16 protein-coding genes and 1 tRNA gene are annotated in these 21,251 nt (G+C 62.2%); 13 read left to right on the top strand and 4 right to left on the bottom strand.

All coding sequences use genetic code 11. The features are described 5' to 3' along the window. Positions 1 to 79 precede the first annotated feature (79 nt). The 3 genes from TM49_RS00870 to TM49_RS00860 are packed head-to-tail and all read left to right on the top strand — an operon-like array spanning position 80 to position 3,062. A complete protein-coding gene (locus TM49_RS00870; protein ID WP_045679133.1) occupies positions 80 to 670 on the top strand; it encodes a TRAP transporter small permease in 591 nt (196 codons plus the stop codon). Further along, the gene (locus tag TM49_RS00865) at positions 670 to 1,959 is read left to right on the top strand and encodes a TRAP transporter large permease (protein ID WP_045684557.1); all 1,290 of its coding nucleotides are present in this window, start codon (positions 670 to 672) and stop codon (positions 1,957 to 1,959) included. The genes TM49_RS00870 and TM49_RS00865 overlap by 1 nt, the downstream gene beginning before the upstream one ends. Before the next feature lie 38 nt (positions 1,960 to 1,997). After that, positions 1,998 to 3,062 carry a TRAP transporter substrate-binding protein gene (locus TM49_RS00860; protein ID WP_045679132.1) on the top strand — a complete coding sequence of 355 codons (1,065 nt, stop codon included), beginning with the start codon at positions 1,998 to 2,000 and terminating at the stop codon, positions 3,060 to 3,062. Between the two features lie 51 nt (positions 3,063 to 3,113). On the opposite strand, the gene TM49_RS00855 is transcribed toward TM49_RS00860, so the two are convergent. After that, complete coding sequence (locus TM49_RS00855; protein ID WP_045679131.1) at positions 3,114 to 4,658, bottom strand: DHA2 family efflux MFS transporter permease subunit; 1,545 nt, start codon at positions 4,656 to 4,658, stop codon at positions 3,114 to 3,116. Next, a complete protein-coding gene (locus TM49_RS00850; RefSeq protein WP_045679130.1) occupies positions 4,655 to 5,818 on the bottom strand; it encodes an HlyD family secretion protein in 1,164 nt (387 codons plus the stop codon). The genes TM49_RS00855 and TM49_RS00850 overlap by 4 nt, the downstream gene beginning before the upstream one ends. A 155-nt stretch (positions 5,819 to 5,973) precedes the next feature. Here TM49_RS00850 and TM49_RS00845 point away from each other — a divergent pair, with 155 nt between their 5' ends. After that, positions 5,974 to 6,576: a TetR/AcrR family transcriptional regulator gene (locus TM49_RS00845; protein ID WP_045684555.1), complete on the top strand. Its 603-nt coding sequence runs from the start codon at positions 5,974 to 5,976 to the stop codon at positions 6,574 to 6,576. A gap of 13 nt (positions 6,577 to 6,589) precedes the next feature. On the opposite strand, the gene TM49_RS00840 is transcribed toward TM49_RS00845, so the two are convergent. After that, a complete protein-coding gene (locus TM49_RS00840) occupies positions 6,590 to 7,756 on the bottom strand; it encodes a pyridoxal phosphate-dependent aminotransferase (RefSeq protein ID WP_045679129.1) in 1,167 nt (388 codons plus the stop codon). A 191-nt stretch (positions 7,757 to 7,947) separates the two neighbouring features. Here TM49_RS00840 and TM49_RS00835 point away from each other — a divergent pair, with 191 nt between their 5' ends. Continuing rightward, complete coding sequence (locus TM49_RS00835; protein WP_045679128.1) at positions 7,948 to 11,448, top strand: hybrid sensor histidine kinase/response regulator; 3,501 nt, start codon at positions 7,948 to 7,950, stop codon at positions 11,446 to 11,448. A 2-nt stretch (positions 11,449 to 11,450) separates the two neighbouring features. Here the strand turns inward: TM49_RS00835 and TM49_RS00830 are convergent, their stop codons facing one another. Continuing rightward, a complete protein-coding gene (locus tag TM49_RS00830; RefSeq protein ID WP_244464770.1) occupies positions 11,451 to 12,488 on the bottom strand; it encodes a DUF475 domain-containing protein in 1,038 nt (345 codons plus the stop codon). 339 nt (positions 12,489 to 12,827) lie between these two features. Here TM49_RS00830 and TM49_RS00825 point away from each other — a divergent pair, with 339 nt between their 5' ends. The 8 genes from TM49_RS00825 to TM49_RS00790 all read left to right on the top strand — a co-directional run bounded on the left by TM49_RS00825 (position 12,828) and on the right by TM49_RS00790 (position 21,230). After that, a complete protein-coding gene (locus tag TM49_RS00825) occupies positions 12,828 to 13,286 on the top strand; it encodes a DUF4126 family protein (RefSeq protein WP_045679126.1) in 459 nt (152 codons plus the stop codon). Next, on the top strand, positions 13,283 to 14,659 hold the full coding sequence (locus TM49_RS00820) for an FAD-containing oxidoreductase (protein WP_045679125.1): 1,377 nt from the start codon (positions 13,283 to 13,285) through the stop codon (positions 14,657 to 14,659). Before TM49_RS00825 ends, TM49_RS00820 begins: the two co-directional genes overlap by 4 nt. A 61-nt stretch (positions 14,660 to 14,720) precedes the next feature. Then, positions 14,721 to 14,794 (top strand) — tRNA-Gly (locus TM49_RS00815). Between the two features lie 447 nt (positions 14,795 to 15,241). Then, positions 15,242 to 17,440 carry an FAD-dependent oxidoreductase gene (locus TM49_RS00810; protein WP_244464846.1) on the top strand — a complete coding sequence of 733 codons (2,199 nt, stop codon included), beginning with the start codon at positions 15,242 to 15,244 and terminating at the stop codon, positions 17,438 to 17,440. Positions 17,441 to 17,465: 25 nt separating this feature from the next. After that, the gene (locus TM49_RS00805) at positions 17,466 to 18,728 is read left to right on the top strand and encodes an ABC transporter substrate-binding protein (protein WP_158498591.1); all 1,263 of its coding nucleotides are present in this window, start codon (positions 17,466 to 17,468) and stop codon (positions 18,726 to 18,728) included. A 10-nt stretch (positions 18,729 to 18,738) separates the two neighbouring features. Then, positions 18,739 to 19,671: a carbohydrate ABC transporter permease gene (locus TM49_RS00800; RefSeq protein ID WP_052699648.1), complete on the top strand. Its 933-nt coding sequence runs from the start codon at positions 18,739 to 18,741 to the stop codon at positions 19,669 to 19,671. A 3-nt stretch (positions 19,672 to 19,674) separates the two neighbouring features. Further along, the gene (locus TM49_RS00795; RefSeq protein WP_045679122.1) at positions 19,675 to 20,511 is read left to right on the top strand and encodes a carbohydrate ABC transporter permease; all 837 of its coding nucleotides are present in this window, start codon (positions 19,675 to 19,677) and stop codon (positions 20,509 to 20,511) included. Further along, positions 20,508 to 21,230 carry an IclR family transcriptional regulator gene (locus tag TM49_RS00790; protein WP_045679121.1) on the top strand — a complete coding sequence of 241 codons (723 nt, stop codon included), beginning with the start codon at positions 20,508 to 20,510 and terminating at the stop codon, positions 21,228 to 21,230. Before TM49_RS00795 ends, TM49_RS00790 begins: the two co-directional genes overlap by 4 nt. Positions 21,231 to 21,251 lie beyond the last annotated feature (21 nt).

The following is a 21,251-nucleotide window of genomic DNA, read 5'->3' as shown; positions in this document are numbered from 1 at the left end:
GGACGGCGCAAGAAAGCGGTCGCGTGCGGCGTCTGGCGGCGGCAGAGCTTTCAACCGGGGCGGTGAACACGGAAAGCTGATGGGTCCTCTGCTGGCTTTGGCCAAATTTCTCGCGCGGGTCAACGCGCCGCTGCTCAGGTTCTGCCTCCTGCTCGGGGCGGCTCTCGTCGGGCTGATGGTCATCACCATCCTCATCCAGGTCTTCTTCCGCTATGTGCTGAACGACGCGCTTGCCTGGACCGAGGAACTTGCACGCTTCCTGATGCTGTGGATGGTCGGGCTGATGGCGCCGACGGCTTTTCGCCACGGCGGCTTCGTCAGTATCGACATGGTCTCGCGTTTCCTGCCCGTCCGGCTGGCCCTGATCCTCAGTCTCGCCATGGCGCTGGTGTCGGCCGTCGTTCTCTATGCGGCGATGCGCATCGGCTGGGCCGAGGTCACGGGGATCGGCGGGCGCTTCGCCATGCCGGCGCTGCAGCTCCCGGTCTCGATCGACATGACCGAGTGGATGAAGGTGCCGCGCGCGGCGATGATGGCTTCGCTCGCGACCGGCGTGACGCTGATGCTGTCGGTCAATTGCGAGATGGTGCTGCGCCTGCTCGCGAGCCTTGGCGGCGCCGGCGACCGGCTGGAACCGCTTCCCGTCGACCGGACGCTCGAGGGCGAATGATGCTGAGCCTGTTCCTGCCGCTCTTCCTCGTCTTCCTGTTCATCGGTCTGCCGGTGGTCTTCGCACTGATCGCCGCACCGGCGCTGCTGCTCTGGTTCAACGGCCAGGAACGCGACATCGTGCTGCTTTACCGCAACGTCTATAATGGCATGGACAGCTTCCCGCTGATGGCCGTGCCGTTCTTCATGCTTGCCGGCGAACTGATGAACCGGGCCGGCATCACCGCAAGGCTGGTGGAATTCTCTCAGGCCGTGATCGGCCACTTCCGCGCCGGTCTGGCGCATGTGAACATCCTTTCCTCGATGCTCTTTGCCGGCCTCTCGGGCTCGGCCGTGGCGGATGTCTCGGCGCTCGGCTCGATGATGATCCCGGCCATGGAGCGTGAGGGCTATTCGCGCAAGTTCGCCGCCGCCGTCACCGCAGCCTCCTCGATCATCGGCCCGATCATTCCGCCGTCGGGCATCATGATCATCTATGCCTATGTCATGGGCGAAAGTGTCGCGGCGCTGTTTCTGGCGGGGGTCGTGCCGGGAGTGGTCATCGGGCTGGCGCTGATGGTGCTGGTCCGTTTCCTGGCGGAGCGCGAGGGCCTGCCAGCGGCAAAACCACGGGCGAGCTGGAAAGAGCGCGGCGAGGCGAGCCTCAAGGCCTTCTGGCCGCTGCTGACGCCGATCATCATCATGGGCGGCATTCTGGGCGGCATCTTCACCCCGACGGAGGCCTCGGCGATCGCCGTCGCCTATGCCTTCTTCATCGGCTTCTTCGTGCTGCGCACGCTGAAGTTTTCCGATGTGCCGTCGATCCTGACGCGGGCCGGGCTAACCTCATCCGTGGTGCTGCTGCTCGTTGGTGCGGCCATGGCCTTCAAGACGGTCGCGTCGCTGGCGCACACGCCGGAAATGCTCGCCGGCTTCATGTTGAGCCTCACCGAGAACCCGCTGCTGCTGCTGTTCCTGATCAACGTGCTGCTGTTCATTGTCGGCATGTTTCTGGATGCGGGGCCGGCGATCATCATCCTGGGGCCGATCCTCGGGCCGATCTTCGTGCAGATGGGCGTCGAGCCTGTGCACTTCGCCATCATCATGGCGGTCAATCTCACGGTCGGGCTGATGACGCCGCCGATGGGGCTGGTGCTGTTCGTCACCGCCTCGGTCTCGCGGCTCAAGGTCGAGACGGTGGCGCGGGCCGTGCTGCCGTTCCTCGCCGTCGAGGTCGCTGTCATCTTTCTCATCACCTATGTTCCGGCGCTCAGCCTGACGCTGCCGCGCCTGTTCGGTTTCCTGAATTAATGCGCTATGAGTGAGACAACCAGAAAAGGGAGGACACCATGCTGAAACACCTGATGCGGGGGGCGCTCGTCGCCACCGCGCTTGTCTGCGTGACCGGAGGCCTGGCTTCGGCTGCCGACATCACGCTGAGGGCAACCGCCAATTCCAACGAGAACGACGAGGACTATGATGGCCTCGTCGTGTTCAAGAACTATATCGAAAACGCCTCCAACGGCACGATGACCGTCGATATCTTCATGGGCACGCAGATCTGCGCCACCGGCGAGGAATGCCTGCAGGGCATCGCCGATGGCACGATCGATGTCTACATGTCGACCTCGGGCGGCGCGGCGGGTCTGTTCCCCTATCTGCAGGTCCTGGATCTGCCCTATCTGATGGATAACGATCGCGTGGCCGAGGCGGTTCTCGGCGGACCGTTCACCGCGGATCTGCGCAACCTTGCGCTGGCCGACAGCGGCGGCACCATGCGGCTGATGACCATCGGCAACACCGGTGGCTGGCGCAATTTCGCCAATACGGAGCACACGATCAAGACACCGGCCGACATGGCAGGGCTGAAGATGCGCACCGTGCCGGCGGAACTGCCGCAGGAACTGGTGAAGGCGCTCGGTGCCGCGCCGACGCCGATCGCCTGGCCGGAACTCTTCACCTCGCTGCAAACCGGCGTGGTGCAGGGCACGGCCAACGGCATCACCGACATCATGAACATGAAGTTCCCGGACGCCGGCCTCAAATATCTCACGCTCGACCGCCACTCCTATATGGCCGCCTTCTGGTGGATGTCGAACGACCGCTTCATGAACCTCACCGAAGTTCAGCGCCGCATTGTCGTCGATGCCTTCTACGCCCTGCAGCAGGCGACCTTCGCCAGCCCGAAGCGCAAGGAAATCGCCGCCTATGAGGAATTCGTCGCCGATGGCGGGGAGATCTATGTGCCGACGGAGGAGGAAAAGGCAGCCTTCCGCGACGCCGTGCAGCCCGTCTTCGAATGGTTCAAGGGCTCCATGGATGGCGGTGACGAGATTTTCGAGACCTTCACCAATGCGGTCGAACAGGCGGAAGCCACGGTAAACGACCAGCGCACCGTCGAACTGGCGCAGTAACGCTTCCTTGGTGCGGCGCGCTCCGGCATGCCGCACCTTTCTTGCGGCCGATCAGTGGCCGGCGTCGACGACGACGCGCGTCACTTTCGGTCCGCCCGGCTTGCGCATCAAGAGCACCAGCGGCATCAGGGCGAAGGTCACGATCATCATCAGCTTGAAGTCATCGAGATAGGCAATCATCGATGCCTGAAGACTGATCTCGCTGTTGACCAGATAGACCAGCACCGTGTGCGGGAAGCCCGTCTTTTCCGCCATGTCGGCAAGCCGCGGGCCGCTTTCGGTGATCTGCGCGGTCATCTCGGTGCGGTTGATCGCGACATTCCAGGCGAGCACGGTCGACAGCAGCGATATGCCGACACTGGAGCCGATGTTGCGAACCAGACTGAACAGGCCGGCCGCCTCCGCCCGGTAGCGCGCTTCGAGCGTCGCATAGGCGAGCGCCGACAATGGTACGAAGACGAGACCTAGGCCGAAGCCCTGGATGATGCCGCTGGTGATGATGGGGCCTTCGCCCATGTCAACGGAGAACCGGGTCATCATCAGCATGGACCAGGCCGTCAGCGTCAGCCCGAGAAGAATGGCCGCCCGCGCATCGATACGGTTCGAGAGCCGGCCGTAAAGCATCATCGCTACCATCGTGCCGAAGCCACGCGGCGCCATGATCAGGCCGGAGCGGCTCGCGGTGTAGCCGAGAATATCCTGCAGCATCGAGGGCAGGAGGGCCGAGCCGCCGAGCACCATGGCGCCGACGAGGGCGATGAGAGCCAGTGCGGTCAGCAGGTTGGTGTCCTTCAGCACATGCAGCGAGATGAACGGATCGCGGGCATTGCGGATATGGATGGCGAAAACCCAAAGTCCGGAGACGAAAAGCCCGGTTTCGAGCCAGATTTCGGTCGACTGATACCAGTCCTGCGCCTGTCCGCGGTCGAGCACCATCTGCAGCGCGCCAATGGCGATGGCCAGCATGGTAAAGCCGAAGAAGTCGAAACGGCGGACCTTCGGCGGTGTTTTCGGCAGGAACATGAACATGCCGGCGAGCGCCAGCAGGCCGACGGGCAGGTTGACGTAGAAGACATAGCGCCAGCCCCAGTTTTCGGTGAGCCAGCCGCCGAGAGTCGGGCCGATGATCGGCCCGAGCATCACCCCCATACCCCAGACGGCCATGGCCTGGCCGTGACGTTCGCGCGGGTTGATGTCGAGCAGGACGGTTTGCGACAGCGGCACGAGGCAGGCACCGAACAGGCCCTGGGCGATGCGGAAGGCGACCATTTCGTTCAGCGAGGAGGCCATGCCGCAGGCCATCGAGGTGACCACGAAACCGGCGGCCGAAATGATGAAGATCTGGCGCAGACCGAAGCGGTCGGAAAGCCAGCCGGTGACCGGGGTGACGATGGCCGAGGCGACGATGTAGGAGGTCAGCACCCAGGTGATCTGGTCCTGGCTGGCGCCGAGCGACCCGCGCATCGATGGCAGCGCCACGTTGGCGATGGTCGTGTCGAGCACCTGCATGATGGTGGCCAGCATGATGGAAATGGACAGCAGCCCCTTGTGGGGGATGTTCAGCATGTCGACCGGCTCGGAAGCGCCGGTGCTCATCGCGGATCGGCCTCGGCGGCAATGGCGGTGGTTCCGATGCCGACGGTGGCAAGCGCGCTCCTGACGAAGTCCGGTAATCCGCGCGCATGTCCCGTGTCGACTTCGACGAGCGCGCTCATACCGACGCGTAGCGGCGGCGTTTCGTCTTCGGGCTCAAGGGCGATGCGCACCGGCACGCGCTGGACCACCTTGACCCAGTTGCCGCTGGCATTTTGAGCCGGGATCAGCGAGAACGCAGAGCCTGTGCCGGCGCCGAGACTTTCGACCGTGCCCCGGATGGTGACATCCGGATAGGCGTCGATGGTGACGTCCACGGGCTGGCCGGGGCGCATATGGGTCAGCTCCGTTTCCTTGAAATTGGCCTCGATGACGGTTGTGCCGGTTTCGACGAGCGTGACGACGCTGGAACTCTCAGAAACATACTGACCCGGCCGGAGCGAGGTTGTCTGGGTGACGATGCCATCGGCGGGGGCGACCACTCTCGTGCGCGCCAGATCGATTTCGGCGGCGGAGAGTTTTGCCAGCGCGGCCATGACCTCGGGGTGCTTGTCGGTCGCGATATCGGGGTCGCCGCCAAGCGATGCCTTCGCGCTGGCCACGTCCTGTTCCGCAGAAACCACCGCGCCTTCGGCGGTCCTCAGCGTCAGGTCCGCCTCGTCCAGCGCCGTCTGGCTGACGGCGCCCTGGCCGAGAAGCGTCTTCTGACGCTTTTCGCGCGTGCGTGCGATATCGCGCGCCTGCTGCGCCGTATCGCGTTGCGCTTCGGCCTTCAGATAGGCCGACTTCAGTTTTTCGACGTCGAGACGGGCCGAGGCCACGGCAGCCTTCGCCTGATCGACGGCGTTCACATAGGTCGCGTCGTCAATCGCAAACAGCAGGCTGCCCTTTTCGACGATATCGTTCTCACCTGGGCCGACGCTGACGATTTCGCCGCTCACCTGCGGCACCACCTTCACCTGGTCCTGGCTGACATAGGCGTTCTCGGTAGAGATCACCCGGCCGCCCTTCACATAGACGTAGCCGCCGATGACGGCCAGCAGAACCGGTAGCGAGGCCATCAGTATAAACCGTCCGCTCCGCCGGTGGCGGCGGGGTGGCTGTTCGTTTCTGGTTTGGGCAAGCGGCTCGGCCGCGCCCGTCTGCTCGTTGGAACTGGTCATTCGGTCATCCCCAATAGGTCGCTCATGCGGCCGTCAAATGTGTTTCCACAGCCGGCTTCCAGTTTGAGGATTGGCAAATAAGAAACGCCGATGTATCTAATATTCACGAATGATTCTGTCAACAGGATTCATTCATGTATCTTATCGGAGCTTTGATGATCGCCAGGAAAACGGAACGAAGACGCGGAGAGGCCCTTGAGGCGGCCATTCTTGTGGCGGCATGGGAGACCCTGATCGAGCAGGGATACGGGAACCTTACAATGGAAGCGGTCGCGCGCCGGGCCGGAACCAGCCGGCCTGTCATCTACCGCCGCTGGCCGAACCGCGCCGAACTCGCCGTCGCAGCGATGCGCCATCAGATGAAGGTCACTCCGCCCACCATTCCGGATACCGGCAATCTTCGCGACGACGTTGTCAGGCTGCTGCAGGATGTCGTGGCCCGGCGGACACGGATGGGCACACTGATTTCGGTGGAACTCAGCGAGTTCTTCCGCGAGACCAACTCAAGCCCGGCGGAGCTGAAGACCCAGATCGTGTCGCGCGATCAGCGTGTGATGGAGGTCGTCCTGGACCGTGCCATCAAGCGTGGCGAGATCGACGATCAGCCAATCAAGCCGCGCATCGTCTCGCTGCCGGTCGACATGCTGCGCAACGAAATGATGATGACGCTGAAGCCGGCAAGCGACACCGTCATCGCAGAGATTGTGGACGACCTGTTCCTGCCGCTCGTCGGCTATCGCCGTCCGCCCGCCAAGTGACGGTGCGCGCGCTTCAGAGCTTGCCGATATAATCCGCTAGCCGCTCGGCGGCATCCGCCAGCTGGCCGCCGTCGCGCAGGAAACAGGCGCGCAGGAAAGGCTCGCCGCCGGGGCCGAAGGCGGAGCCGGGCGCGAGGCCGACGCCGGTCTTGTCGACGATGTCGAGAGCGGCCCGACGGCTGCCGGTGATGCCGTCGATCTTCAGGAAGGCATAGAGCGCGCCATCGGGCTTCAGCGTTTCCACACGATTGGTGGCAAGCAGCCGGTCGCAGAGAATGTCGCGGCCCTCGCGGGCACGGCGGATGTTCTCGGTGATGAAACTGTCGCCGTCGCGGATGGCGGCCAGCGCACCGCTCTGCATGAACTGGGCAACGCCCGAGGTCGTGTATTGCACCAGGTTCTCGATGACATCGCCGAGTTCCGGCGGTGCCACCAGCCAGCCGAGGCGCCAGCCGGTCATCGACCAGTTCTTCGAAAACGAATTGACGAACACCACCCTGTCTCCATCCTCCATGACGTCGAGGAAGGAGGCGGCGCGACCGCCAGCGAAGTGATAGAGCGCGTAGATCTCGTCGGCGAGGATCCAGATGCCGTGACGGCGGGAGACGTCGAGAAGCGCCTTCAATTCGGCAAGGCTTGCGGTCCAGCCCGTCGGGTTCGACGGCGTGTTGATGAACATCATCGTCGTCTTCGGCGTGATCGCCGCTTCGAGCCTGTCGAGATCGAGCGTCCAGCGGCCATCGGTGAAGGCGAGCGGCACGCCGACCTGTTTCGCGCCCGAAACGCCGAGGGCGGCGGAGATATTCGGCCAGGCCGGGGCGAGATAGATCGCCTCGTCGCCCACCTCCGTCAGTGCCTCCACCATCAGCTTGATCGCATGCATGCCCGAACCGGTGACATAGACATGCTCCGGCGACAGCGCGGCGTTGAAATAACGCGCATAGTAATCGGCGATCGCCGCGCGCAGTTCGGGAATGCCGCGCTGATAGGTGTAGAAGGTCTCGCCGCGGTCGAGACCCGCCTTGGCGGCCTCGCGGATGAAACCGGGCGTCGGCAGGTCGCCTTCGCCGGCCCACAGCGGCAGCAGATTGTCGCGGCCGCGCGCATAGTTGATGATTTCGACGATGCCGCTTTCGGGCGCGGCCTTGGCGCGGGCGCTGATGGTTTCGAGATAGGACATGCTGTTCTCCGATGTCCTTCCTTTCTAGAGCGAAGCGGGCGCTGGATTCCATCAATTTTGAAGCGCAAATCATTGTTTTTTGTGATGCCTTCTGCACCCTCAGTCGCATTCCAAAATCCGCGAGGCTGGACTATCTTCGGACGGTCGGCGGGAGAGCGCGCGTTTCCAGCCGCCGGCATGGGAGAAACCGGATGTTGCCTGGCTGGCTGATATCGTTGGCGGCGCTGCTTTATATCCTGCTTCTGTTCGTCGTCGCGAGCTTCGGCGACCGGCGGGCGAAGCGGGCGATCGCGCCGCGTTCCGGCCGTCCCTTCGTCTATGCGCTGTCGCTTGCCGTCTACTGCACGTCGTGGACCTATTTCGGCGGCGTCGGCCTTGCCGCGACCCGTGGTCTCGAATTCATCGGCATCTATATCGGCCCGATCCTCGTCTTCACGGTCGGCATGCCTGTCGTGCGCCGCATCGTGTCGCTGGCGAAATCCGAGAAGCTGACCTCTGCCGCCGACTTTCTCGCTGCCCGCTACGGCAAGAACCCGATGGTGGCGAGCCTTGTGGCGATCATCTCGCTGGCCGCCGCCATTCCCTATATCGCGCTGCAATTGAAGGCGGTGTCGGATTCGGTCTCGGTGATGGTCGAGGCGCAGACGGGCATCGAGCCGTCCGGAGCCGTCTTCGGCCTCGGCCTGCCGCTTTCGGTGACGCTGGTGCTCGCAAGCTTCGCCATCGTCTTCGGCACGCGACATACGGACGCGACCGAGCACCAGGACGGGCTCATCCTCGCCATCGCGATGGAATCGGTGGTGAAGCTGGTTGCCTTCGCTTCGGTCGGCCTCTTCGTGCTGTTCTTCCTGTTCGACGGCCCGGCGGACCTGCTGGCCCAGGCGCGCAACAACCTTCAGGCCTCTTCGGCGCTGAGCTACGATACGCCGCTCAGCCGCTGGGTGCTGATGACGGTCCTGTCGGCCTGCGCCATCCTGCTCCTGCCGCGACAGTTCCATGTCACCGTGGTCGAAAACAGGTCGGAGGGGGAACTGAACCTCGCCCGCTTCCTGTTCCCGCTCTATCTCGTCGCCATCAACGCGCTGGTTCTGCCGGTCGCAATCGGCGGGGCCATGCGGCTCGGTCCGGGCATCGATCCGGACCTCTACGTCCTGCAGATCCCGATCGTCGAAGGCATGCCGCTGATCTCGCTGGTCACCTTCATCGGCGGTTTTTCAGCGGCGACTGCGATGGTGATCGTCTCGTCGGTCGCGCTTGCCATCATGCTGTCGAACGATATCGTCACGCCGATCTTCCTCCGGCGTCGGATGATTGCCGGCGAGGGTCAGCATCGCGACTTCCATTCCGTTCTTCTCAATATTCGCCGGGCATCGATCCTTGGGGTCATGCTGCTTGGCTATGTCTATTATCGCCATGTCGACAGCGATCGCGGGCTCTATTCGATCGGCCTTCTTGCCTTCGCGGCGATCGCGCAGGTGGCGCCGGCGCTGTTCATCGGCCTTATCTGGCGCAATGCCAATGCCCGTGGCGCGATCTTCGGCCTGGTCCTCGGCTTTCTCATCTGGGTCTACCTCCTGTTCGTGCCGAGCCTCGGCGGACCGGATCATTCGGCGATCGCCGGCTCGATCATGGATCTTCTGGTTCCCGGAACCGGGCTTTTCACCGGGCCGAATGCGGACGCGCTGTTCAACGTCACCTGCCTGTCGCTGATCGCCAATGTCGGGGCGCTCGTTCTCGGATCGCTCAGCCGACCGGCCCGGCCGCTGGAACGCATTCAGTCCGGCATCTTCGTCAAGCGGCAGGCGCGCTGGCAATCCTCGGCGCGCGGCATCGGCACGGGCGTTTCCGTTGGCATGCTGCGCGAGACACTGAACGGCTATCTCGGTGAAGAGCGCACGGCGCGGTCCTTCGCCACCTTCGAGCGCAATGCCGGGCGGCGGATGGCCGATGGCGAACAGGCGGATATGGCGCTGATCCATTTCTCCGAACAGCTTCTCGGCAGCGCCATCGGCTCCTCATCGGCCCGTCTGGTGCTGTCGCTGGTGCTGCAGCGCGCCGAAGCCGCCTCGGGCGATGCCGCCTTCCTGCTCGATCAGGCCAGCGAGGCGCTGCAGTACAATCAGGGACTGCTGCAATCGGCGCTGGCGCAGATCGACCAGGGCATCGCCGTGTTCGATGCCTCGAACCGGCTGACCGTCTGGAACAAGCGCTTCCGCTCGCTGCTCGACCTGCCGGAGGAGGTGGGGCAGGTCGGCTATCCGCTGATCAACATCATGGGTCGGCTGTCCTCGCGCGGCGACCTGACGGGCGAGGAGGCGCAGGAGGCGCTCAGGAAACTGCGCGGCCATGAGAAGGCGTTTCCGATGGTGCTCGGCAAGCGCATCATCGAGGTGCAGTCACGCGCCATGCCGGATGCCGGCACGGTGGTGACCTTTACTGACATCACGCGGCGGGTGGAGGCCGACCTGGCGCTGAAGCAGGCGAACGAGACGCTGGAACAGCGCGTCGCGACCCGCACGGCCGAGCTCACCGAAGTGAACAAGGCGCTGAGCGAGGCGCGTGCTGCGGCCGACGAGGCCAATATCAGCAAGACACGGTTCTTCGCCGCCGCCGGCCACGACATCCTGCAGCCGCTGAACGCGGCGCGGCTCTACGCCACCTCGCTTGGCGAACGCATGCCGGCGGGTGGCGAAAACCGCGACCTTGCAGGCCGCATCGATTCCGCGCTGCTCTCGGTCGAGGACATTCTCGGCGCCGTGCTCGACATTTCCCGGCTCGATGCCGGGGCCATGAAGCCGCATTTCACCACCGTCAATCTCGGCGAAGTGCTGCGCCGGGTGGAAACCGATTTCCGCCCGCTGGCCGATGAAAAGGACCTCGAACTGGTGGTCGTCGGCTCGTCGCTGAAGGTGCGCTCGGATACGCAGCTCCTGCGACGGCTGGTGCAGAACCTCGTTTCCAACGCGATCAAATATACGCTCTCCGGCAAGGTTCTGGTCGGCGTGCGCCGGCGCGGCGGGCTCGCCGTCGTCGAGGTCTATGACACCGGCATCGGCATACCGCCGTCCAAGGCGGATACGATCTTCAAGGAATTCACCCGGCTGGAGGAGGGGGCGCGGGCGGCGCAGGGGCTTGGCCTCGGCCTCTCGATCGTCGACCGGCTGTCGCGCATGCTGGAGCATCCGGTGGCGCTCTCCTCGGCGCCCGGCGCCGGAACCGTGTTCCGGCTTTCGGTGCCGCTGGCGGATGCTGGAGCCGAGGCCGCGCAGGAAGCGGCGGCAAAGGTTTCCGCACGCCCGCTCGGTCAGGCGATCCACGGGCTGAAGGTGCTCTGCATCGACAACGAGGCCGAGATCCTCGAAGGGATGCGGCTATTGCTCGGCGGCTGGGGCGCAGAGGTGTTCGTCGCGCGCGACCTTGACGAGGCGAAGGCGATCGAAACGCTGCCCGATGTCATCATCGCCGACTATCATCTCGACAACAGCGGTTGCGGGGTCGATGTCGTGGCAAAACTGCGCGAGCATCACGGCCGGCATGTCCCGGCCGTGCTGGTGACCGCGGACCGCACCCAGGAGGTGCGCGACATGGCGGAGGCGGAGGATATCAGCGTGCAGCACAAGCCGCTGAAGCCGGCCGTGCTGCGCGCCTTTCTCAACCAGATCGCCATCTTCCACAAGGCGGCGGCCGAATAGGCTCAGGCCTGCTGCATTGCCCGCTTCCAGCGCACCGATGACCAGATCGAAAGCCCGATGAGGCCCGCACCGACAAGGCCGGTGATGGCTTCCGGGATGTGCATCAGCGTCTGCGTGAACATGATCACCGCCAGCACCAGAATGGCGTAGAAGGCGCCATGTTCGAGGAAGCGGAACTGCGATAGTGTCTTGCGGTCGACCAGCATGATGGTGAGCGAGCGCACATACATCGCGCCGATGCCGAGACCGATGGCGATGACCAGCAGGTTTTTGGTCAGCGCGAAGGCGCCGACGACGCCGTCGAAGGAGAAGCTGGCATCCAGCACTTCGAGATAGATGAAGGCGCCGAAACCACCCTGCGCGGCCATCTTCGCCGTTTTCGCCTGGCTGGCATCGAGCAGACCGCTCAGCACTTCGACGGCGAGGAATGTGACGAGGCCGTAGATCGCGGGATAGAGGAAATCGGTCTTGCGCTCCTCGGCGACGAGGCCGGAGAACACCAGGATGAGCAATAGCGCAATGCCGATCTCGATGCCCTTGATCGAGGCGAGCCGGCACATCGGCCGCTCCAGCGAAGACACCCAGTGCACGTCCTTCTCGTGGTCGAAGAAATAGGTGAGCCCGACCATCAAGAGGAAGGTGCCGCCGAAGGCCGCGATCGGCATATGCGCCTCGTGCATGATGGCGGCGTAGGCGCGGGGTTCGGCAAAGGCGAGGTGGATGGCATCGAGCGGACCGAGATGGGCGGCAAGCGCGACGATGACGAGCGGAAACAAGAGCCGCATGCCGAAGACGGCAATCAGTATGCCCCAGGTCAGGAACCGTCGCTGCCAGGCATGGCTCATCTGCTTCAGCTTGTTGGCGTTGACGACGGCATTGTCGAAGGACAGCGAGATTTCGAGCACCGCCAGAACCGCGGTGATGAACAGGAAGGCCAGTGCGGCCTCGGGTCCAAAGGCGAAATAGCCATAGGCGGCACTCGCGGCGAGGCCGAGCACCGTGATGATCAGGGCCCACTTGAAATAGGAAAGCGTGCTCACGGTCGCACCTCGCAGCAAAGGAGGGCGGAAAGGGACGCAATACGGGTTCGAGCGCCGGCGTTACGCCAGCGCGTTGCGGAAGTCTGAAGATGATACATGGTTACCATGTCCGCCGGCTGATTTGCGGGCGGTACCGACATCACGAGAGCGCCGTCGAACTCTCGCCAGAGGGGCCCGGCACCGGGTTCGTCTCGGCGTCTTCAGGTTCCGCCGGACTGTGCCCCAGATTTAGCTTGGAATTCGCCGGCGTCAAGGTCTGCTGCATTGCACGCTTTTCCCGTTGCGGCTCAAGCACGGCGTGCTAGATTGACAAAATTCAACCAAGTCGGAGTTGGCGGCATGCTTTATCTTCTGGCGTTGTTAATCGGCATTGTTGCAGGCCTGAGGGCGATGATGGCACCTGCTGCGATCAGCTGGGCGGCCTATCTTGGTGCTCTCGATCTTTCCGGATCATGGCTTTCCTTTCTGGCCTCGCCATGGGCCGTGGGCATTCTCACCGTGCTCGCCCTCGCCGAACTCGTTACCGACCAGCTTCCCTCCACGCCAAGCCGCAAGGTGCCGCCGCAGTTCGGCGCGCGCATCTTCACCGGCGCGGTCTGCGGCGCGGCATTCGGCATTGCGGGCGGTTTCTGGCTTGCGGGGCTTGTGCTCGGCATGGTCGGCGCGGTGCTCGGCACGCTCGGCGGTGCTGCGGCGCGCCATCGCCTCGCCGTCTATTTCGGCCGTGACCTGCCGGCGGCCCTGATCGAGGATGCGGTTGCCATTCTCGGTGCCTGGGCTATCGTGTGGAGCCTATGAAAACATTCGATGCCATCATCATCGGCGCCGGTCAGGCGGGGGCCCCGCTTGCCGCGCGCTTCGCTGCCGAAGGGCAGACTGTCGCGCTGATCGAGCGTCATCTCGTCGGCGGAACCTGCGTCAACACCGGCTGCACGCCGACGAAGACCATGGTTGCGAGCGCCCGCGCCGCCCATGTCGCCCGGCGGGCGGCCGATTTCGGCGTCGATATCGCCGGCGCCATCACGGTCGACATGAAGCGGGTGCAGGCGCGCACCGCTGACGTCGCCGGCGCGTCGCGCAAGGGGCTTGAAGGCTGGCTTGAAGGTCTGGACAAGGTGTCGCTCCTGCGCGGCCACGCCCGCTTCGAAGGACCGGACAGGATCGCGCTCGGCGACGAAATCCTGACGGCGGGCAAGATCTTCATCAATGTCGGCGGTCGTCCGACAGTGCCCGATATCGAGGGCCTCGCGGACATAGCATACCTCACCAACAGCGATATGGTCGGCCTCGACCGGCTGCCGGAGCATCTGCTGGTGCTCGGCGGCAGCTATATCGGGCTGGAATTCGCGCAGATGCTCGCTCGTTTCGGCGCAAAGGTCACCGTGGTCGAGCGTGGCGAGCGGCTGATCGGCCGCGAGGACCCGGAGGTCAGCGATGCCGTGCGTGGGTTCCTGGAGGACGAGGGCGTCACGGTGATGACCGGCGCGGAGTGCATCCGCCTCAGCCGCGATGGCGGCCAGATCACGATGCATGCCGATTGCGGCGGCGACACACGCACGGCGACGGGCTCCGATCTGCTCGTGGCGCTGGGGCGCCGACCGAATACCGACAATCTCGGCCTCGAAAAGGCCGGCGTCACGGTGGACAAGCGCGGCTATATCACCGTCGGCTCCGGGCTCGAAACCAGCGTTCCCGGCATTTTCGCGCTAGGTGATTGCAACGGCCGCGGCGCTTTCACCCACACTGCCTATAACGACTACGAGATTGTTGCCGCCAATCTGTTCGACGGCGAAAGCCGCTCGGTGGACGACCGGATCGCCGGCTACGCGCTCTACACCGATCCGCCGCTTGGTCGGGCCGGGATGAGCGAGGCGCAGGCCGTGAAGGCCGGCCACAGGGTTCTGGTCAGCAGTCGGCCGATGTCGAACGTGGCGCGCGCCAAGGAAAAGGGCGAGACCGCCGGCCTGATGAAGCTCGTCGCCGATGCCGATACCGGAAAGCTTCTCGGCGGCGCCATTCTCGGCCCGGGCGGCGACGAGGCCATCCATGCGGTGCTGAATCTCATCAACATGGGCGCGACGGCGAAGGACCTGCAATGGGCCGTGCCGATCCACCCGACGGTTTCGGAACTTCTGCCGACGCTGGCAGGCGGCCTCTCACCGGCCGGTTGATCGCCGTTTTTTTTGCGCTTGCCGCCGGCCCGCCGCCGGTGGTATTGAACGGCTTCCGGCTGCGGGTATGATGTAATGGTAGCCTGTCAGCTTCCCAAGCTGAACGCGCGGGTTCGATTCCCGCTACCCGCTCCAAAAATTTCAGCCAGTAGGCTAAAAGCGTTCATTCGCTACACTGCATTTCACCCGGCCGATTTGATTAGCCTTATACCTGCTCGCGCTTTCGCGATCTTTTCGGTCTCTTCGAGCCTGTCTCCTCGGGAATATCTCTCTGTCATTTTCACTGTGGCAAGGGTCGTGAGTATCCGAGCCCCATCCAATGATCTTGTCGCTGCAGCCGTTTCCGAAACGTCGCCGGCGCGCGTGTCCATCGATGCCCAAGTGTCTACCAGGGCCTGGAGAGAAGTTGGGACTCAGGTCATCTGCAACAGGATATCTGCGCGTCACGTCATTTCTGCCTTGACAGGATAATTTCAATTATAGATATTTCTATTATTGAAATTGGAGGAAGGTATGATCGTTGAGGGGGCCAGCACGCCGCGGGATCTGAAAAGTGTAGAGATTGAGGCGGATTTGGTCGTTGTGGGAGGCGGTCTTTCCGGTGTCTGCGCTGCAATTTCGGCAGCAAGAGAGGGCCTGAAGGTTACATTGGTGCAGGACCGGCCGGTTTTGGGCGGCAATGCTTCAAGCGAAGTCCGTCTCTGGATCCTGGGCGCCACCTCCCATGGCGGCAACAACAACCGCTTTGCCCGCGAGGGCGGCATCATCAACGAGCTGCTGCTGGAAAACCAGTTCCGCAACCCGGGCGGCAATCCCGTCATCTTCGACAGCATCGTTCAGGATTGGGTGAGCCGGGAGCAGAGCCTGACCGTACTGGTCAACACTCAGGTTTTTCACGCTGTGACAACGGACAATCGAGTCCGCGAGATCCATGCCTTCAATTCCCAGAACAGCACCATGTACCGGCTTTCCGGCGCTTTCTTTGCCGACTCTAGCGGTGACGGGATCCTCGTTCACATGTCGGGTGCGGCCTATCGCATGGGCGCGGAAAAGGCGGACGAGTTTGATGAACCGATGGCGCCGGGCAATAATTACGGCGAGCTGCTTGGCCATTCGATGTACTTCTATACCAAGGATGTCGGCCATCCCGTCGATTATGTTGCGCCCGATCTTGCGCTGAAGGACGTGCCAAGTCTTATTCCGCGCTACCGCCGGTTCCGCACCACAGAGCAGGGATGTTCGCTGTGGTGGATCGAATGGGGCGGTAGACTGGACACCATCCATCAGTCGGAAGAGATCAAGGTCGAGCTGCAGAAGATCGTCTATGGTGTTTGGAATTACATCAAGAATTCCGGCGAATTTCCTGAAGCCGCCAATCTGGCGCTTGAATGGGTCGGCACCATTCCGGGTAAGCGCGAAAGCCGGCGCGCAGAAGGCGATTATATTCTGAGACAGAAGGATATCATCCGCCAGGTCGTCCATGAAGACGACGTCTGCCATGGCGGTTGGTCGATCGACCTGCATCCTGCCGACGGCGTCTATGGCGACGCCGATGGCTGCAATCAATTTCACGCCAAGGGTGTCTACGGCATTCCATTCCGCTGCATGTACAGCCGCAATATCGAAAATCTCTTCACCAATGGCAGGCTCCTGTCCGCCTCTCACGTCGCCTTCGGTTCCTCGCGGGTGATGGCAACCTCGTCGACCGTTGGTCAGGCGATCGGCACGGCTGCAGCCCTTTGCGTCAGGGCTGGCATTCTGCCGCGCGATGTGGCGAAGCCGGAATATCTTCCCGCTCTGAAGCGGTCTTTGTCACGTGCGGGCCATTACGTCCCCCATTACGATGCCTTGGCAGACGGCAATCTGGCGCGTACCGCGAAAATTACCGCTTCCTCGACCCTTGCACTCTCCGGTCTCGCCCATGACCACGGCTACAGGCAGCTGACCGCCAGCTATGCCCAGCTCTTGCCGGGGCGTACCGACATCGACAATGTGATCCACGTACCGCTTAGGGTCGCGCGGCAGACAGAGCTCAAAGTAGAGCTGCAGATTGCCGAAAAGCCTGAAAATCATACACCGGAGATCCTGGTCAGTACGGTTTCGCTCTCGCTTGAAGCTGGCGAGCAGACAGTCGCGATCCCGCTGCCGAAACTTGCGCGGGCACAGTATGTGTTTGTTTGCTTTGCAGAAAATCCGGATATCGAGCTTGGGCTTTCGAGTGAACGCATCACCGGTTTGGTCGCGGTCAAGAAAGGCGGCCTCGACAAGGTCTCGACCACGGCACGTCAGGACGCGCCAAGCGAACTTGGCGTCGACAGTTTCGATTTCTGGGTGCCCGAGCGGCGACCCGGCGGTGCCAATATCGCCTTTGTCGCCGACCACCCCGTGCATGTCTTCGATGTCGCCAATCTGACATTCGGGCCACTCAGGCCAACCTTCGGACCCAATGCCTGGGTGGCTGATCGCTCGGACCCGGCGCCAGAAATAGAACTCAGCTTCGAGAAAGCGGTCCACGCCAGGAAACTTATTCTCTACCTTGATTGCGACTACGATCATCCGCTGGAAAGCGTGCAATACCGCCACCATGATCGGGTTATGCCGCTTCTTGTCCATGACGTCACGGTCAGCGCAAATGGCCGCGTCGTGGCCGAGATTCACGACAATCGCAATCCCGTCCTCACTGTCGATCTTTCGGAGGAAAACCAGATCGACAGCTTGAGCCTGCGGCTGGCCAACAGACAGGGCCACGCCGTGTCACTGCTTGGACTGCGTTTAGAGTAAACCGATAACTGGAGGAGAAACGATGATGACTTTCAAAGCGGGCGTAGCAGCGCTAGCGCTTTCGGTAAGTGCGCTTGGCGCTCATGCCGCCGATGGCCAGGTGACATTCCTGAACTGGATCACTGCCGAGCCCAGCAATGCGCCGGTCATGACCGGGCTGATCGAAGAGACCGGCGTGCCGGTTGATGTGCTTTCGAGCGCCTGGGGGGATATGCAGAAGACGGTTTTCCTGAGGATCAGGACCAAGCAGCCGCTTGATGTCTACCAGGCGCAGGAACGCTGGCTGCCGACCTTCGCCCAGATGCCGGATGTGGTCGATTTCAACGAGCTTTACGGCGAGGAACAGCTCGCGGCGATGTTCCCGCCGGAAGTGCTGGCCGCAGGTCAGGTTCAGGGCAGACAGGTGGGTATGCCATGGAATATCGGCTCGATCAGCCTTGTCTCCAACCGAAAGGTGCTGGAGCCGGCAGGGGTTAGCGAACCACCGGCGACGATCGCCGACTTCGTTGCTGACCTTGAAAAGGTCAAGGCGGCCAATCCGAACAGCACGCCTTATGCAATGATGACCAAGGGTGACGATCTTGTAACAAGTGATTTCCAGCTCTGGCTCTGGGCGTTTGGTGGCTCGATCTTCGACGAGAACGGCCAGCCGGTCGTCGATTCTGAAGCGACGGTTCAGACGCTGGACTTCATGAAGGATCTGGTCGATCGCGGCCTTGCCGCCCTTGATGTTGATCGTGGTGCTGCACGGCGCATGTTCGGTCAGGGCGAGAGCGCCTATTATTTCGACGCGCCGGTTGCCAAGGGCTTTGCTGAGGATTTCTCCGGCGAGGGCGAAGCCTTCGTAAAATACGTCTACCCGATCCCCATGCCGGTAGCCGAGGCCGGCATGACGCCGCATTCCATGGAATGGGGTCACCTTCTGGTGATGCGCAAGACGGACGAAGGTATGGTGGACGGCGCCCTTTCCGCCGAGAGCCCCTCGGCAAAGCTGATTTCGGGCTTGACGATGAATGACGAGATCCAGCTCGAATATTTCCAGAAGCTTGGCGCAATCCCAGTCACCAAGTCGGCACGGGCGAGCGACATCGTTACCTCCGACCAGTATATTGTCGACTGGAATGCCTCGCTTGGTATGCCGAAGCTCAACGAACTGGCCTCTCTCAAGGACAGCGCCAACTATGTCGGCATTGTATCTGAGGAAGTGCAGTCCGCCATGCTGGGCAAAAAGGATGCGACAGCGGCTGCGGCCGATATGCAGGCCCGCATCGAAAAACTGATGAACTGAGGACGGTGACATGGACATGGCGACCACGCACCAGCTGGGGACGAAAAACCCGGCTCGGCGCAAGCCCGGCTATCTGAAACGTTCAGACAGGCGTTTTGCCTATCTGATTCTCGCCCCGGCGATGATTGCGTTTCTGGTCATGGTGGCCTGGCCCTTTGTGGATGCCATGTCCATGGCCTTCTACCAGTACACGATCTACGACACGGAGCCGATCTTCATCGGCTTTGAGAACTTCGAGACCATTCTGACTGACCCTTACGTTCTCGGTTCCTGGGTGACGACGGCCATCTTTGTTGCCGGCACAACGCTTCTGACAATGTTTCTCGGCCTTTCCTGGGCGCTGCTCATGTATCAGGATTTCCGCGGCCGCGCCGTCTTCCGCACCATGACGCTGCTGCCGTGGATCCTGCCGTCGACGGTGAGCGCCTTCATCTGGGCCTGGATGCTGAACGGGCGCTACGGCATCGTCAACGTGCTGTTGATGGATGTCGGGGCGGTCAATTCCCCCGTTCAGTTTCTCTCCAATGATGTCGGGGCGATGATGGCCGTCATCCTGACGCGGACCTGGATTTCCATCCCGCTGTTCATGTCCTTCTTCCTTGCAGGGCTGCAGAGCATGGAATTTCAGCAGATCGAGGCAGCGCGCATTGATGGCGCCGGGAATCTGAAAATCGTGCGGCGCCTGATCCTGCCGCATCTCAAACCGGTCTTCCTCGTCACCGGCGCGCTCGGCATGATCGGCAATCTGCAGCAGTTCGATATTATTTTCGCGCTGACCGGCGGCGGTCCGGTCCGGGCAACCTCGGTCCTGTCGATCGAGGTCTACAAGCAGGCGTTCCAGAACTGGAATCTCGGTATGGCTTCCGCCATCGGTGTGCTCTGGGTCTTCACGCTGATGCCGATCGTGATCTTCTATCTCAGAAGCCTGTTCAGGGAGGATTGAGCCATGCTTGAACTGCGTACCTGGCGGGAAAAGACCGGCTTTATCGTCATTCTCGCCGTCATCGCCTTCTTTTTGTTCTTCCCGGTTTATTGGGCGTTGTCTAGCGCCTTCAAGGCCAATGCAGAGCTTTACCTGTCAGACCCGACCTTCGTGCCGCACCGGCCTTATCTTGGCCATTTCATCAATGCCGTCACGCAGGGTCCGTTGGTCCTGCAGCTTGGCAACAGCCTTGTCACCTCCACCGCTTCGGCGCTTTTGAATGCGGTTCTGGCAGCGCTTGCCGGCTATTCCTTCGCCAAGTTCGACTATCCGGTGAAACGTCCACTGATGCTGCTGATCCTGTCGGCGCAGATGTTTCCCTTTGGTGTGCTGCTGATCAGCATCTATCCCATGCTGCAATCGGTCGGCCTGCTCGACACCCGCATCGGCCTGACGATCTCCTACATCGTCTTCGCGCTGCCGGTCTCGACCTATATGATGTACAGCTATTTCAAGCAGGTGCCGAACGAGTTGATCGAGGCGGCCAAAGTGGATGGCGCCAGCAACATGAGGATCTTCCGCCGCATCGTCATGCCGATCTCGCTGCCGGCTTTCATCACCGTTGCGCTCTATGCTTTCATGTGGTCGTGGAATGATCTGCTCTATTCGATGACGCTGATCACCTCTGACGACAAGCGCACCGTCGGTCCCGGCCTTCTGTTACGCTATATCAACGAAAACAATGCCGATTGGGGCGGGGCCATGGCGGCTTCCTTTATCGTCGCCGCACCGATTATCCTTGTGTTTTCCGTGCTGCAGAAGCAATTCATCGGCGGCGTGACCTCGGGAGCTGTGAAGTGAGTGATAAACCCCAGACATCCCAGCCCAATCAGAGCCTTGTCGATGGCATCCGCTGTTTTCAGGAGCTGACGACCAGCGATCATCCACTCGGCACCAAGGAACTCGCCGAGCGGCTGGGCATCAACATGATCAAGGTGAACCGGCTGCTCAGGACGTTGAAAGCGATCGGCATGGCCGAACAGAACCAGCAGAAGAAGTATTTGCCTGGTCCGGTGGTGCATGTTCTGGCAGCGCAGAGTTTTCATTCCTCCGCCCTGTTTAGGGCCGCCACTCACGTTGCGATCAGTCACGCCTACGACGACCGAACATTGGCGATCGGCATTCTGTGGAAAGATGCGGTGGTCTATATGTATCACGCTCTTGCCCATCAGAACCCGGCCGAAGGGCTTGGTGGCTACCACCTCTATCACGCCTCACAGTCTTCGATCGGCAAAGCGCTTCTGGCTGAGATGGATGACGGCGCGCTGGCGCTCTGTATCGCCGACTGGTCGGAAGAGGCGCGGGCAGGTCTTGCTGATACCATCACCACCATAAGGCGCAACGGCTATGCCTGCCAGCGCGACGCGGCGGGCCGCATCAACAACATTGCCGCCACGTTTTCGGTCGGCAGCGCCAAGGCGGGCATCGCCTTCACCGATATTGCCATCGGCGATGACGCGCTTGACGCCTATGTCGGCGAACTGAAGTCGCTGATCGGCGAAATTGAAAGCTACGCCTGACGGGCGGTACTGGGAGGAAAA

The organism is Martelella endophytica, from assembly GCF_000960975.1.
GTDB lineage: Bacteria > Pseudomonadota > Alphaproteobacteria > Rhizobiales > Rhizobiaceae > Martelella > Martelella endophytica.
The sequence above is the reverse complement of the archived record's forward strand: the minus strand, read 5'-3'. Positions and strand labels throughout refer to the sequence as shown.